Consider the following 14,307-nt stretch of genomic DNA (forward strand, 5'->3'; position numbering starts at 1 on the left):
GTCAGTGTTCCTTCACGAGGATGGCGTTCAGCGATACGCGTACGGCCGGGAAGGCTTGCTGCATCTGCAGCAGCAGGGGAGCCGCGCCCTCGGTGCTGCCGGCGCGTCCCAGTTTTTCCATCTCCTTGCACAGCTGCGCCAGGCCATCGGCGCCCACGTTGGCGCTGCCCGACTTGAGGCTGTGCGCCACCTTGCGCAGCGCTTCCGCATCCGCGCCGGCAATCGCTGCGCGCATGGCAAGCAATTGGCGTGGCGTTTCGCTGGTAAAAGCGTGGATGACCCGTTCGAGCAGCGCATCGCCCTCCGTGCCGGACAGGGCGCGGATGTTTTCCAGCGCCTGCCGGTTCAGCGGCTGGTCCGTGGGCGGGGCAACTGGCGTGGATTGCTGCGCCTCGGGTGGACCTTCCGCAGGCATTTGCGGTTGCGGCGCCTCGCTGTGGTGCACGCTGGCCGCGCGCGGCAGGGTGATCCAGCGCGCAATGGTGTGGCCCAGGTCCTGCTGCGTAAACGGTTTGCTCAGGTAGTCATCCATGCCGGCCGCCAGGCACGCTTCGCGGTCGCCCTGCAGGGCATTGGCCGTGATGGCGACGATGGGCAGCACGCGCGCGTGGCCGCATTGCTGTTCGTGGCGGCGGATTTCCGCCGTGGCGGCAAAGCCGTCCATCACGGGCATCTGGCAATCCATCAGGATCAGATCGAAATCCTCGGCCTGCGCCGCCTGCAAGGCAACTTCGCCGTTGCGCGCGCAAACCACGTCCAGGCCCAGGCTGTCGAGCATGGCCAGCGCCACTTCCACATTGACGGGATTATCCTCGGCCAGCAGCACGCGGCGGCGCTGGCGCCGGCCAACCTGACGGGCCGCGTGCGGCGGATGGATGCGCAGGCTGTCGCTGGCGCGCGGCGGCGTGACGATGCAGTCGAACAGGTCGCATTCACGGGCCGGCTTGATCAGCTGGAAGGCCACGCCCGCCTCGCGCCGCTGCACCGGGTCGGCCGCCGCCTGTTCCGTGCTCAGCAACAGCAATTTGAGGTCGGCCAGCAGCGGCTCGCTCTTGATGGTGGCGGCCAGGGCCAGGCCACTGGTGCGCGGCAATTCCATGTCGAGCAGGGCTACGCCATACGGCGTGCCCGCCTGCGCGGCTGCGCGCAGCTTGCCCAGGCAGTCGCCTGCCGTGCCGGCGCTGTCGCTGACGATGTGCCAGCTGGCCAGCTGCCGCTCCAGCACGGCGCGCGTGGCGGGTGTGTGGTCGACGATCAAGGCGCGTAACCCTCGCGTGGTTTTCAGGTTGAAGGACGGGTCGTCGCTGTCGATTCGCCGCTTGTCGAAATTTACTTCGAACCAGAAGATTGATCCTTGCGTTAAAGCATTGTTAACGCCGATAGTCCCGCCCATCAGCTCCACCAGTTGTTTCGAGATCGTCAATCCCAGGCCTGTGCCGCCGTGCTTGCGCGTGGTCGAACCGTCCGCCTGCGAGAACGATTCGAAGATGCGGCTCTGCGCCTCGCTGGAGACGCCGATGCCGGTGTCGTGCACCTCGAAGCGCAAGCCCACGCTGGGCGCATCTTCGCTGCACACGCTCACTTTCACGGTGACCTTGCCCGTTTCCGTGAACTTGATGGCATTGCCCAGCAGGTTGACGATGATCTGGCGCAAACGGTTCGGGTCGCCGCAGATGGCGATGGGAATGTCATACGCGATATCGAATTCCAGGCTGATATTTTTCGCTTCCGCCTGCGGCGCGAACACGTGTTCTATATCGTCGAGCAATTCGCGGAAATTGAAGCGGATGTATTCCACGCTCAGCTTGCCCGCCTCGATCTTGGAAAAGTCGAGGATGTCGTTGATGATCACCAGCAGATTCTGTCCCGAGCGCTGCACCATGCTCGTGTAGTGGCGCTGCTGCGGACTCAAAGGGCTGGCCAGCAGCAGTTCCGTCATGCCCAGCACGCCATTCATGGGCGTGCGGATTTCATGGCTCATGGTGGCGAGGAAGGCGCTCTTCGCCTGGCTGGCCGCCTCGGCTGCATCCTTGGCCTTTTCCAGTTGCGCCGTGCGCACGCCCACCTGGCGCTCCAGCTGGTCGCGGTAATTGGCCAGCGTGCTGTCGCGGCTGTCGATCTGCGCCAGCATGTCGTTGAAGCTGTCGATCAGCACGCCCAGCTCGTCACTGCGCTGGTGCGCGATGCGGTGGCTGTAGGTCTGGCTGCTCGAGACTTTTTGCGCCGTATCGATCAGCTTGGTGATGGGCTCTGCGATCACGCTCTTGAAGCGCCGCGCGAGGAACACGGCGATCAGGAAGGACAGCACGGTGGCGCCGCCGATGGCGCCTACGTGGTGGCCAATGTCGCGCCACATGTGGTTCAGGTCCGCCTCGATCAGCACGGCGCCGATGACTTCCTGCCCATCCGTGTCCGGCCGGTAGACGGGACGGTACAAGCGCATGGCCGGTGCCAGGGTCGTGCCCGCGCCTTGCGTGACGGGCTGCACGGCCATGTCGGCCAGCAAGGCCGGGTCCATGTCTTCCGGTGCCGCCAGGCCAGCCGCGTGCTGCGGCGCGCGGTACAGGGCGAACAGGCGCCCGCCCCGGTCGAACAGGGCCGCCTGGGCAATCTCGTCGCGCGCGACCAGGGCGGCCAGCACCTGTTCCGCCTGCAGCTGTGCCGCTTTCCCCGCCAGCAAAGGCGCCGCGCTGGCCGCACCGATCACCCCCGCCAGCGACAGCAATTGCTTGCCTTCATCGTTCTTGTGGCTGAGCACGGACGTCAGCGCAAACGCCACGAATACCAGCAGCAGCGCACAGCCCGACGACAGCACCGAAATCATGGTCAGCTTCTGGCTGATGCTGGAGCGTTGGAAATTGAACATGGTGGCGGCGCTTCCCCGGTCGGCCAGTTGACTGTTTTTTAATGCCTATTGGAAAAATATAGACGCGAAGACACACCCCGATGTTGATGTGGGTCTAAGGGAAGAGAGGGGAGGGGAACTTATACGAGATGAAACAAAGAGGGCGGTTCCGCAAGACCGCCCTCAAATTATTGCCAAGCAACAACATCTGACCCAGCCTTAGCGAGCGGAAGGCAGAGGTGGCCGAGAAGCGCAACCGTACTGAAGTACGGTGAGCATCGCAAGCCGCCTATGCCGACGCGCAGTAGGCTGGGTCAGGTGTCACCACAACTAGCAACAGCCGCCGCGTTTGCCCGCGCCGCCGTAGCGGGCTTCCTGGCGTTCGCGGAAGAACTCTTCATACGTCATCATCGGCTCGCCGGGATGGGTCACTTCCCGGTGCGCCACATAGGTGTCGTACTCGGGCAAGCCGCACATGAGGCGCATGCTTTGCCCCAGATACCGACCCGCCTTGATGATTTCATCGATCATCATTGCACCGTGGGCATGGCCTGGAACGGCGTTTCCCTGGTGCTCGGACGGCTGTCGGCGCGCGCCTTCATGATGGTGCGGATGCCGAAGAACAGCACGCTGACGACGACCACCACGAAGAAGGCGGCCAGGCCGGCATCGAGGTAATCGTTGAAGATGATCTGCTGCATCTGCGCCACCGACTTGGCCGGCGCCAGCAAGCTGCCTTCATCGAGTGCCGCCGAGTATTTCTTGGCGTGCGCCAGGAAGCCGACGCGCGGATTGGCGTCGAAAATCTTTTGCCAGCCCGCCGTCAGGGTGCACAGCAGCAGCCAGATGGTCGGCGTGATGGTGACCCAGGCGTACTGGCCGCGTTTCATCTTGAACAGCACGCAGGTGCCGAGGATCAGCGCAATCGCTGCCAGCATCTGGTTGGCGATGCCGAACAGCGGCCACAGGGTGTTGATGCCGCCCAAGGGATCGACCACGCCCTGGTACAGGAAGTAGCCCCAGGCCGCCACGCACAGGCCCGTGGCCAGCAGGTTGGCGATGACGTTTTCCGTCTGTTTCAGCGCTGGCACGAAGCTGCCCAGCAAGTCTTGCAGCATGAAGCGGCCGGCACGCGTGCCCGCATCGACGGCCGTCAGGATGAACAGCGCCTCGAACAGGATGGCGAAGTGGTACCAGAAGGCCATCATGACCTTGCCGCCGATGGCGCCCGAGAGAATCTGCGCCATGCCGACCGCCAGGGTCGGTGCGCCGCCGGCGCGCGAGATGATGCTGTGCTCGCCCACATCCTTGGCTGTTTGCGTCAGCATTTCCGGCGTCACATAAAAGCCCCACTGCGAGATCGCCTGCGCGGCCGATTCTGCCGTGGTGCCGATCAGGGCGGCCGGGCTGTTCATGGCGAAATAGATGCCCGGTTCGATGGTCGAGGCGGCCACCAGGGCCATGATGGCGACGAACGATTCCATCAGCATGGCGCCATAGCCGATGAAGCGGGCATGGCTTTCGTTTTCAATCATCTTCGGCGTGGTGCCCGAGGAAATCAGCGCGTGGAAGCCGGAGACGGCGCCGCAGGCAATCGTGATGAACAGGAAGGGGAACAGGTTGCCCGACCAGACAGGGCCGGAGCCGTCGATGAACTTGGTCATGGCCGGCATTTTCAGGTAAGGCGCGACGACGATGATGCCGATGGCCAGGCCCAGGATCGTGCCGATTTTCAGGAAAGTCGACAGATAGTCGCGCGGCGCCAGCAGCAGCCACACGGGCAGGACCGAAGCGATGAAGCCGTAGCCGATCAGCATCCACGTCAATTCCGTGCCGGTAAACGTGAACATGGGGCCCAACACGGCGGATTCCTGCACGTACTGGCCGCCGATGATGGCCAGCATCAGCAGCACGAAGCCGATGATGGAGATTTCGCCGATGCGGCCCACGCGGATGTAGCGCGAGTACACGCCCATGAACAGGGCGATGGGGATGGTCGCCATCACGGTGAAGCTGCCCCATGGGGAGCCGGTCAGCGCCTTGACGACGATCAAGGCCAGCACTGCCAAAATGATGACCATGATCATGAAGCAGCCCAGCAAGGCGATCATGCCGGGAATTTCGCCCAGTTCAGCCTTGATCAAGTCGCCCAGCGAGCGGCCGTCGCGGCGCATGGAAATGAACAGCACGATGAAATCCTGCACGGCGCCGGCAAACACGACGCCCGCCAAAATCCACAGCATGCCGGGCAAATAGCCCATCTGCGCGGCCAGCACGGGGCCGACCAGGGGGCCGGCGCCGGCAATCGCCGCGAAATGGTGGCCGAACAGCACATATTTATTTGTCGGTACGTGGTCGAGGCCATCGTTGTGCTTGAAGGCGGGCGTCATGCGGCGCGCGTCCAGGCCCAGCACCTTGTCGGCAATGAACAGGCTGTAGAAACGGTAGGCGATCAGGTAGACGCAGACGGCGGCGATGACGATCCAGATCGCGCTGATCGGTTCGCCACGTTGCAGGGCGACGACGCCCAGGGACCCGGCGCCGGCCAGCGCAAGCGCTGCCCAGCCGAGCTGTTTGAAAATGCGGTTCATGCTTCCTCCAGAGATTGACGGGCGCTGTGCCGTGCGATGATGTGTGCTGCCGAGCCTGGTCGTCGCCAGTTTGGGAGTTACTTTTGGTGTCTCTGCAGCTTATGGCGAGTATTCAGGAATCGTATAATTGCCGCAAGCGCACGACTACGCAGTAACGCTCAGTATTACTACGCAGGCCGTTCGCCGCGCCGCAACGTAAAATCACGCATTTCCACCCGTATCGACGCCGCCGGAGCGCGCAAGGCCATGAAACTCAGACAGAAAGTCATCTTCCTGGCCATCACGCCGCTCATACTCGCCCTGTGCGCCATCGCATTTGCCGTGCGGCACCAGGCGAATACCCTGGCCGAGCAGCAGCGCGCCACCATCCAGCAAGCCTACCTGGCCAGCAAGGAAGCCGAACTCAAGCATTACGTGACCTTGGCCAGCCATTCCATCGCGCAACTGGTCCAGTCGGGGCGCACGGATGCCGCCACGCAAGAGGAAGCCAAACGCATCCTGTCCGCCCTCAGCTATGGCGACGATGGTTATTTCTTCATCTATGATTTGCAGGGCAAGTCGCTGATGCATCCGCGCCAGCCCGAACTGGTGGGACGCAATTTGTGGCAATTGCGCGATGCCGAGGGCAATCTGACCATCCAGCGCCTGATGCAGCGGGCGAAGAGCGGCGGCGGCTTCGAGCGCTATAACTGGATCAAGCCGTCGACAAACAAGTCCGCGCCCAAGCTCGGTTACGTGATCTTGATGCCGGAGTGGGGCTGGATGATGGGCACCGGCATCTATATGGATGACGTGGAGCGGGCGCTGGCCAAGGTCGACGCCCAGCAGTCGCGCAATATCCGCTCGACCATGGAATTGATCGCCGCCATCGCCATCCTCGGCTCCTTGCTGGTGGCCGCCTGCGGCCTGGTGCTCAATTTGCGCGAATTGCGCGTGGCCGACGCCAAGCTGAAAGTGCTGGCGCAGCGCGTGGTCGAATCGCAGGAGGAAGAGCGGGCGCGGCTGTCGCGCGACTTGCATGACGGCATCAGCCAGTGGCTGGTCTCCATCAAGCTGCAAATCGAGGCGGGCATCGCGCGCCTGGGTGGCAATGCAGAACAGAAAGAAAAGGCGCCCGCCACCTTCGAGCGTGCCGCCGAGCAATTGAACAAGGTGCTGGGCGAGGTGCGACGTATTTCGCACAACCTGCGTCCGGCCATCCTCGACGACCTGGGCCTGGCTGCCGCGCTCGACCACCTGGTGCACGAATTTAACGACAGCAGCAGCGCGCAAGCCAGTTTCACGGCCAGCCCTGCGGCGGCGGGCGAGGGCTTGCATGACATGGTGAATACCGTGCTGTTCCGCATCGCCCAGGAAGCGCTGACCAATTGCGAGCGCCATGCCCACGCCAGCGGCGTGGAAGTGAGCTTGCACGAGGCGGGCAAGGCGGTGGAATTGCGCATCCAGGATAACGGCGGCGGCTTCGATTTCGACGGCATCGCCCTGCACCCGCAGCGCGGCATCGGCCTGCGCAATATGACGGAACGCATGGAGGCCATCGGCGGCAGCCTGCACATCACCTCGTCTCCGGCCGGCACCCTGGTGCTGGCGCGGCTCGCCCTTCCAACTACACACTGATAGATACACAACCATGACCGAGACGATCAACATCCTGCTGGTGGACGACCACCCCCTCGTGCGCGACGGCTTGCGTGCGCGCCTGGAAGCGGTGGCGCATTTCGACGTGGTGGCCGAAGCGGGCGGCGCCGATGAAGCCCTGGCGCAGGCACGCGCGCACCAGGTAGACCTCGTGTTGATGGATATTAATATGCGCGGCACGAATGGCATCGAGGCGACGGCCCTGTTCAAGCAGGCGTTTCCGCAGATTGCCGTGCTGATCCTGTCCATGCACGACAAGCTTGAATATGTGTCGCAAGCCATCGCCGCCGGCGCGCGCGGCTATGTGCTCAAAGATGCTCCAGGGAAAGATATCGTCTTCGCCATCGAGACGGTGATGTCTGGCGGTATTTATTACAGCGCGGCCCTGGCGCGGCAACTGTCGCGCCCGCAAGTACAGGATTCCTTCCTTACCACCCGCGAGCAGCAGGTGCTGCAGCACATCGCGGCGGGCCAGTCGAACAAGCAGATCGCCCGCGCGCTCGACCTGAGCGTGCGCACGGTAGAGACGCACCGGCTGAACATCAAGCGCAAGCTCGGCATCGAAGGACAGGCCGAATTGATCAAATATGCGGTCGAACACGCGCATGGCGGCAGTGCCTGACTAGGCGCGCGCGCTGCCGTGTTTTGTCAAACCCGCATGACAGGCGAGTCTCCCGGGGGAATGTTTTTTTTGAATAATCATTGCCAAAATTAAACTGTTTCCTGAGTGAGATTCGGATAGAATGATTCTTGCTGTCGAAATGGCATCCCTGTCGGGCCAGGGTTGCCAATGCTGGTCAGTTTATTTACTATGGCGCCCTACCCACACTGAGATACCGATGTCAGCGTCTGAATCAAACCTGTTTCCGTTGGTGGGATTGCAAGCAGTGGCCAATGCTCATAACGAGTGGGTCGCTGTCACCTTGCATGTACCGCAGGCCTCGACGGCGCCGCTGCTGGCCGCGCTGGCCGCTGCCGATGCGTATGCCTTTCTGGCGCCGCTCGACTGCATCATTCCCCTGGCCGACCCGTATGGCGTGGACGAGGCCGTGCTGGCGCAACTGGCGCCGCAACGCACCATCTTCCGTTTGCCGGCCCAGCTTGCCGGCGACAAGCAGATCCAGAAAAAATGCCAGCAATGGCGCGACGCCGGCTACCGCATCCTTCTCGATGGCGCCGATGCCGGTCCCGTGACAGCGGCGCAGGTCGACGCGCGCGCCTTGAGCTTTGACGCGTCTGGCGCACGCCCGGCCCTGCATCAACTGCTGCCCTTGCCGGGGCCGCACCTGGCTTACAACATCGTCGACGCCGGGCAATTTCCCGCATTGCAAGAACTCGGTGTGAGCTGGTTTGCCGGCGATTACGCCTTGCACCATGCGCGCCAGCAAAGCGAGCCGGAAGAGGCCACCTCGCGCAAGCGCCTGTTGGCGTTGCTGGGCCTGCTGGCCCGCGATGCCGACGCGCACGAGCTGGAAGTGCCGCTCAAGCAAGACCCATCACTCAGCTATCATTTATTGAAACTGGTTAACTCGGCAGCCTTTGGCTTCACGGCGCCGATTACCAGCTTCAGCCAGGCCATTAACCTGCTGGGCCGGCGCCAGCTGCAGCGCTGGCTGCAACTGCTGCTGTATGCGCGGCAACAGGACGATGGCAAGATCCACGCGCTGCTGCCGCTGGCGGCCGTGCGCGCGGCGCAGATGGAAGCGCTGTGCCAGTTGCGCGGCGGCGACCGCGACGCGCAAGACCTGGCCTTCATGGCCGGCGTGTTTTCCCTGCTCGACGTCCTGCTGGGCATGCCCATGCAGGACATCATCGCCACCCTGAACCTGGCGCCTGAAGTGAGCGCCGCCTTGCTGGAGCGCAATGGCGAGCTGGGCACCTTGCTGGCGCTGGTTGAAAGCGCCGCGCCCGCATCCGAGGGCTTGCGCCGTGCCGGCATCGATGGAGAAACCTATTGGCGCAGCCTGCTACAGGCTTACCAATGGGCTATCCAGGTCAGCCGGAATCTCTAGCATGACCTTGCAGCCGGTGTCGGATTTCCTCGGTGACAGCGCCGCCCTGTGCGATGCCGTCGTGCGCTTGCGCGGTCCCGCGCTGGTGGCCGAGCTGGGCCGTATCGCCAGCGCCGTGATGGCCAGCCCGCATGGCCAGTTCCTGCCTGCGGCCAACGCCGATGGCGCCACCTCCACTGCGTCGTCCGCGCCGTTGCACCGCGATACGCCCGCCTTGCTGCAGGAAATCAGTTTTGATGGCCATTGCTTTGGCCATTACAGCGTGGCCGGACGCAAGCTGTACAGCGACGCCGACCGCCGCCACCTGGCCAGCCTGGCGTCGTTGACGGCGGGCGTGCTGCAAGTGCATTCGCTGGCGCAACGCTCGACCCATGCCTATGCGCAAGTCGAAGCCTTGCTGGCGCAGCAGACGCAAATCCTCGACCAGTTGCACGAATCGGTGCTGACGATGGACTTGACCGGCTACATCACCAGCTGGAACAAGGGCGCCGAGCGCCTGTTCGGCTACACTTCGGTGGAAGCCGTGGGGCGCAACATCCTGTTCCTGTACGACGACGAAGACACGGGTTTCCACGACGCCTTCCTGGAGCAGGGCGGACGGCTGATGGAGGTGCGTCGCCGAAAGAAGTCAGGCGAGATTTTCTGGGCCAGCCTGTCCTTGTCGCCGCTGCAAGACCTGGACGACAAGCCCATCGGACTCATCGCCTACCTGACCGATATCACGGAGCGCAAGCTGGCCGAAGAGCGTTTGCACCACCTGGCTTACTACGACCCGCTGACCAGCCTGCCCAACCGCACCCTGCTGGCCAAACTCGTCGACCAGGCCCTGACCGTGGCGCAGCGCAGCAAGATGCTCGGTTGCGTGCTGTTCATCGACCTGAACCGCTTCAAGCTGATCAACGACACCCTGGGCCGGCGCATCGGCGACGAACTGCTGCGCCAGGTCTCCTTGCGTTTCCGCAAGGTATTGCGCGACCAGGACCTAGTGGCGCGCCTGGGCGGCGACGAGTTCGCCGTTGGCCTGTTCGACATCGGCCAGCATTTCGAGGCCAGCACGGTGGCGCACAAGCTGCTCGCGTCGCTGCTGGAGCCGTTCCTGATCGAAGGCCACGACTTGCGCGTGGGCGCCAGCATCGGTATCAGCGTGTATCCGCAAGACGGGCAAGATGCGGAAACCCTGCTGCGCCTGGCCGACATTGCCATGTACCGCGCCAAGCAGGACAGCGGCGGCGAAGCGGAAAGCGTGGCCTTCTACAGCCAGGACATGAACCTGGGCATGCAGGCACGCATGCGCCTGGAAACGGGCTTGCGCCAGGCCCTGTCGGAACAGCAACTGCTGCTGCACTACCAGCCGAAATACGCGCTGGCCAGCGGGCGCATCATAGGCGCTGAGGCGCTGGTGCGCTGGCACCACCCGCAGCACGGCATGATCCCGCCCGCTGAGTTCATCCCCCTGGCCGAATCGACGGGCCTGGTGGTGCAAGTGGGCGAATGGGTGCTGGAAGCGGCCTGCGCCCAGGCGCAAGCGTGGAAACTGGCAGGCCTTCCGCCGATTCGCCTGGCCGTGAACGTGTCCGCGCGCGAATTTACGGCGGCCCTGCCCGCCAGAGTGGCGGCGACCCTGGCCCGCTACGGCCTGGAAGCGGCCTGGCTGGAGCTGGAAATCACGGAAAGCACGTTGATGCACAACATCGAGCGCGTGATCGGCATCATGGACCGCATCACGGCGCTGGGCGTGGCCCTCTCGCTGGACGACTTCGGCACCGGTTATTCAAGCTTGTCCTACCTCAAGCGTTTCCCCATCGACACCTTAAAAATCGACCGCTCATTTACCACCGGCATCCCCACCGACGCCAGCGACTGCGCCATCGCCAGCACCATCATCAGCATCGCCCAGCAGTTGCACCATAAAGTGATCGCGGAAGGCGTGGAAACGGCCGAGCAACTGGCTTTCCTGAAGAGTTCTGGCTGTGACGAAGTGCAAGGCTATCTATTCTCGCGGCCATTGCCGGCAGGGGAGTTTGAGCGGGCACTGCGTGAAAACTGGGGCCTGTAGAGCTTCCACTGTGTCCCGGCGCATGTCTGGCCCCAGTCCTTGCCGCTGGTGAAATAAGACCACGGCAACGCTAGCCATTGGTAAGCCACTGACCTTTATGTATAATGCTGCCATCAGGAAGCGTGGCCGAGTGGTTGAAGGCACTAGTCTTGAAAACTAGCGACGGGTTAAACTGTTCGTGAGTTCGAATCTCACCGCTTCCGCCAGGAAATAAAGAAACCGCCTTCGGGCGGTTTTTTATTGTCTGTCGGAAGCGAGCAGGGCGCCTTCGCGCCCTGCGTGTGAGATTCGAAGGGCTGGGACTACCGGCCCAGCCCGCCCCGAATCCTCCACCTGCTGCCGCTGCGCGGCAGCTCCGCGCGCCGCTGGCGCGCGTTCGTGGTTCCCATTCGCTTTTCGACTGAGCCAGCTTTCACAGCACCCAACGCCTAAGTCCGTGTCTGAATGCCGGACCTGACCCTCGTGCCTTGGCCCGGCGCGCGCAGTTGTCCCCCCTCCACACCTGCTCGCTATATAGGGGTCTTTTGACTCAAATGTGCGCCATGGCCGAAGGCGCATTAGGACTGGCGCGGCGGGGCGAAGAGGGGGCATGCGATTTGACGCATTTTGACGCACTTTGAGCAGTTTCAGAGAGGTTGAACTTCGTTCCGCTTAGATGTTTTTCATTAGAACTTGATTCGGGCATCGAAAAAGGCAGAGCTGTCAGAGTGAAGTGCCCCATCAGCATTGCTGCCTTCGATGCGTAAGATAAGTCTCAATTCTCGGGAAACGGAAGCAATAACGATGGCTCATATTTTAGGAAATATTCAAGAACTCAACATGTATATATATCTTTTAGGCAACTTATGGTAAAGTTTGACAATCTTCTGGTCAGTTCGTGGTTAGAATTTCTGTAGAAGTTGGTAGAAATTAGTAATGTTTTTTCATTTAAATTATATTTTCAAGGTGCTTTAACATGATTATTCCTGGTCACTTAAATTTTTTCAGTATCGACGAATGCGGACTCTACAAACAAGGGGACCAGGTGGCAAAAACGCTTGGTCCAGCTGAAACATTTGATTTGATATATGAATGGGTTAAAGGAAAGCCTATTACTGACACTCTCCCTTGGGATCCGTTGACCTCAAGAACTGGCTTGGCGAAATGTTATTGTCATGATTTTTACAAATGTGAAGATACCGGTGAGTATCTATTTGTTCTATGGAAGTCTGAATCTAATAGTGATGGAACTATTTTTGGAGCAAATGCTAATGCTCAAACTGGCAGTTCAAAAGTAATCGAGATTAAAAGTGATTACAAGGGCAAGGAGAAGATGATTTGGGGACGTCCTTGTTATTATTGGGTTATTCCAAAAATGAATACTGTTGTTTCTGTGAAATTAGATAATTCAGTTTGCGATTCCGGATTGTTCATGGAGTGGGTGAGCCAGAGTATTTCGAATAAAGTGAGCCATAAGAATAAAATAAAAAGTAAAACTGAAACAGGTAAGGTTCGGTTTGAGTTTAAAGATTCAAGTGAGATATCTGCGCAGAGATACTCGTATAGATTTAATGTTCATCTACGTAGCCTTAATACTGGAAGTGCAAAGTTAGATGAGTTGGCGCGAAAGGTAACGCATATTATTCGACGTGATACGATACCGTTAAATGTTGGTATTGATGATCGACCAGACTGGATTAAAATTTTTGATAAAGTACCTTTCCTCTCGGCAAAACCGAAAGCTAAAACAAGACAAATAGAAGTCCGAGCCGAAGCAAAACCTACTGCTGCAGAAATTAAAGATATTATTGAGAAATTTGCAAGGGAGGAGCGGAAGAGGTCTGAGTGGAATAACATCGGATTTGCAACAGAGAAATCTGGAGATGTTTGGGTGGATTCCTATAGGCTGCACGAAACAGTTAATTTTAGTAAAGAATCACAAAGCGTATTTTCAGCAGCTGATATATATGATAGACTTTCCAAGGTTAAAGACAGGATATTGGCAGGTGTGAAGATGGACATAAAAGCCAAGGCTAAGGTTAAAAAGGATATAAAGGGGGCTGCGGCGTGAAATATCGCATACTTATTTATGTAACTGTATTGGTGGTGATGTATTTTATTACCTTCAAATGGTTGCATGGTTACCAATATGTGGACTATAAAGATTGTTTGGCATTGTTGTCTAGCATATCTGGTATGGTTTTTGTAATTATGGGGATTTGGATAGCATTTTTGTATCCAAATGCAATGAGTCGAATAATTAACTCGGAAAAGTTAATCGCGAAAGATTTTTCTGAGTCGAAATCAGACGCAAAACGACTTGAAGGTATTGTTGGTGCAATTATATCCTCCATCATTGTAATGATTGGCGGCCTATTTTTTACCTTGTTGAAGATTGTAATTCAGGCACTTCCTTTTTATCTTGATTATAGAATTCAATTTAAATCTTTCGCATTGTCTTTTCTTTTTGTTTTGGTGCTTATGCAGTTGGAGTCAGTTATGAATGTGGTTATATCAAATGTCATGTTCATTAATGATCTTCACTTTAAGAGGCAGGCCCGCCAGTCTGATGAGGAGTCGTAAAAGTAAGAGGTATGTTTTGTGGTTTGAGAGGGATAGTATTGGCTGGATTATTTTAATATGGTCCCAGAATTTGATGTATCTTGATACGTTCTACGTCCTGCACGTAGTTTTGCCGATAGGCTAGCTTGCAAGTTGCTTGATCTTTGTGTTGAGAGTGTTTTTGCTTCTCAAACCCAGAATCTCCGCATGGATACTCGTTTGTACAGCTACTTTACTGTGATGTTCATATGGTTGTTGAGTTCCTAGTCTTCCCTAGCTTACGATGTGAGCCACGGACTTCTTGATGGGCAGAAGCGGATAACGATCAAATCTTCATTTTATTGAACGATTTGGATAGTAGGTAGTTTAGTAGGTACGATTGTGAGATGATCTGGCAGAATTGGCACAGAGTCTAGGGATGTGACTTACACCGCTTCCGCCAGGAAATAAAGAAACCGCCTTCGGGCGGTTTTTTATTGCCTGGCGGAAGCGAGCAGGGCGCCTTCGCGCCCTGCGTGTGAGATTCGAAGGGTTGGGCCTACCGGCCCAGCCCGCCCCGAATCGTAAGCGTCAAAGCAGGGCCGTCTTTACGAGGGCTGTCCCTACCAGCATGATTTGAGGTTG

General features: G+C 59.1%; 9 protein-coding genes and 1 tRNA gene. 7 read left to right on the forward strand and 3 right to left on the reverse strand.

From position 1 onward, the window contains the following. Position 1: 1 nt before the first annotated feature. From K0F85_RS23450 to K0F85_RS23460, 3 genes are all read right to left on the reverse strand, one after another. Positions 2 to 2,866, reverse strand: coding sequence for a response regulator (locus K0F85_RS23450; protein ID WP_219118322.1), 2,865 nt, complete (start codon positions 2,864 to 2,866; stop codon positions 2 to 4). Positions 2,867 to 3,175: 309 nt separating this feature from the next. Continuing rightward, entirely contained in the window at positions 3,176 to 3,376 is a 201-nt protein-coding gene (locus K0F85_RS23455; RefSeq protein WP_010396213.1) for a YbdD/YjiX family protein, read from the reverse strand. Beyond that, entirely contained in the window at positions 3,376 to 5,436 is a 2,061-nt protein-coding gene (locus tag K0F85_RS23460; RefSeq protein ID WP_219118323.1) for a carbon starvation CstA family protein, read from the reverse strand. Before K0F85_RS23460 ends, K0F85_RS23455 begins: the two co-directional genes overlap by 1 nt. A gap of 246 nt (positions 5,437 to 5,682) precedes the next feature. Between K0F85_RS23460 and K0F85_RS23465 the strand changes: the two genes are divergently transcribed. From K0F85_RS23465 to K0F85_RS23495, 7 genes are all read left to right on the forward strand, one after another. Continuing rightward, positions 5,683 to 7,053 (forward strand): cache domain-containing protein, encoded by a 1,371-nt coding sequence (locus K0F85_RS23465; RefSeq protein ID WP_219118324.1) that lies wholly within the window; start codon positions 5,683 to 5,685, stop codon positions 7,051 to 7,053. Positions 7,054 to 7,066: 13 nt separating this feature from the next. Beyond that, positions 7,067 to 7,696 carry a response regulator transcription factor gene (locus K0F85_RS23470; protein WP_219118325.1) on the forward strand — a complete coding sequence of 210 codons (630 nt, stop codon included), beginning with the start codon at positions 7,067 to 7,069 and terminating at the stop codon, positions 7,694 to 7,696. A 265-nt stretch (positions 7,697 to 7,961) separates the two neighbouring features. After that, positions 7,962 to 9,086 carry an EAL and HDOD domain-containing protein gene (locus K0F85_RS23475; protein WP_306985787.1) on the forward strand — a complete coding sequence of 375 codons (1,125 nt, stop codon included), beginning with the start codon at positions 7,962 to 7,964 and terminating at the stop codon, positions 9,084 to 9,086. Between the two features lies 1 nt (position 9,087). Then, positions 9,088 to 11,142, forward strand: a complete 2,055-nt coding sequence (locus tag K0F85_RS23480) for a bifunctional diguanylate cyclase/phosphodiesterase (RefSeq protein WP_219118327.1) — start codon at positions 9,088 to 9,090, stop codon at positions 11,140 to 11,142. 116 nt (positions 11,143 to 11,258) lie between these two features. Further along, a tRNA-Ser gene (locus tag K0F85_RS23485) sits at positions 11,259 to 11,348 on the forward strand. Positions 11,349 to 12,097: 749 nt separating this feature from the next. Continuing rightward, positions 12,098 to 13,192: a hypothetical protein gene (locus tag K0F85_RS23490; RefSeq protein WP_219118328.1), complete on the forward strand. Its 1,095-nt coding sequence runs from the start codon at positions 12,098 to 12,100 to the stop codon at positions 13,190 to 13,192. After that, entirely contained in the window at positions 13,189 to 13,704 is a 516-nt protein-coding gene (locus K0F85_RS23495) for a hypothetical protein (RefSeq protein ID WP_219118329.1), read from the forward strand. Before K0F85_RS23490 ends, K0F85_RS23495 begins: the two co-directional genes overlap by 4 nt. The last annotated feature ends 603 nt before the right edge of the window (positions 13,705 to 14,307 follow it).

Source organism: Janthinobacterium sp. UMAB-56 (assembly GCF_900095265.1).
Taxonomy (GTDB): Bacteria; Pseudomonadota; Gammaproteobacteria; order Burkholderiales; family Burkholderiaceae_D; genus Janthinobacterium.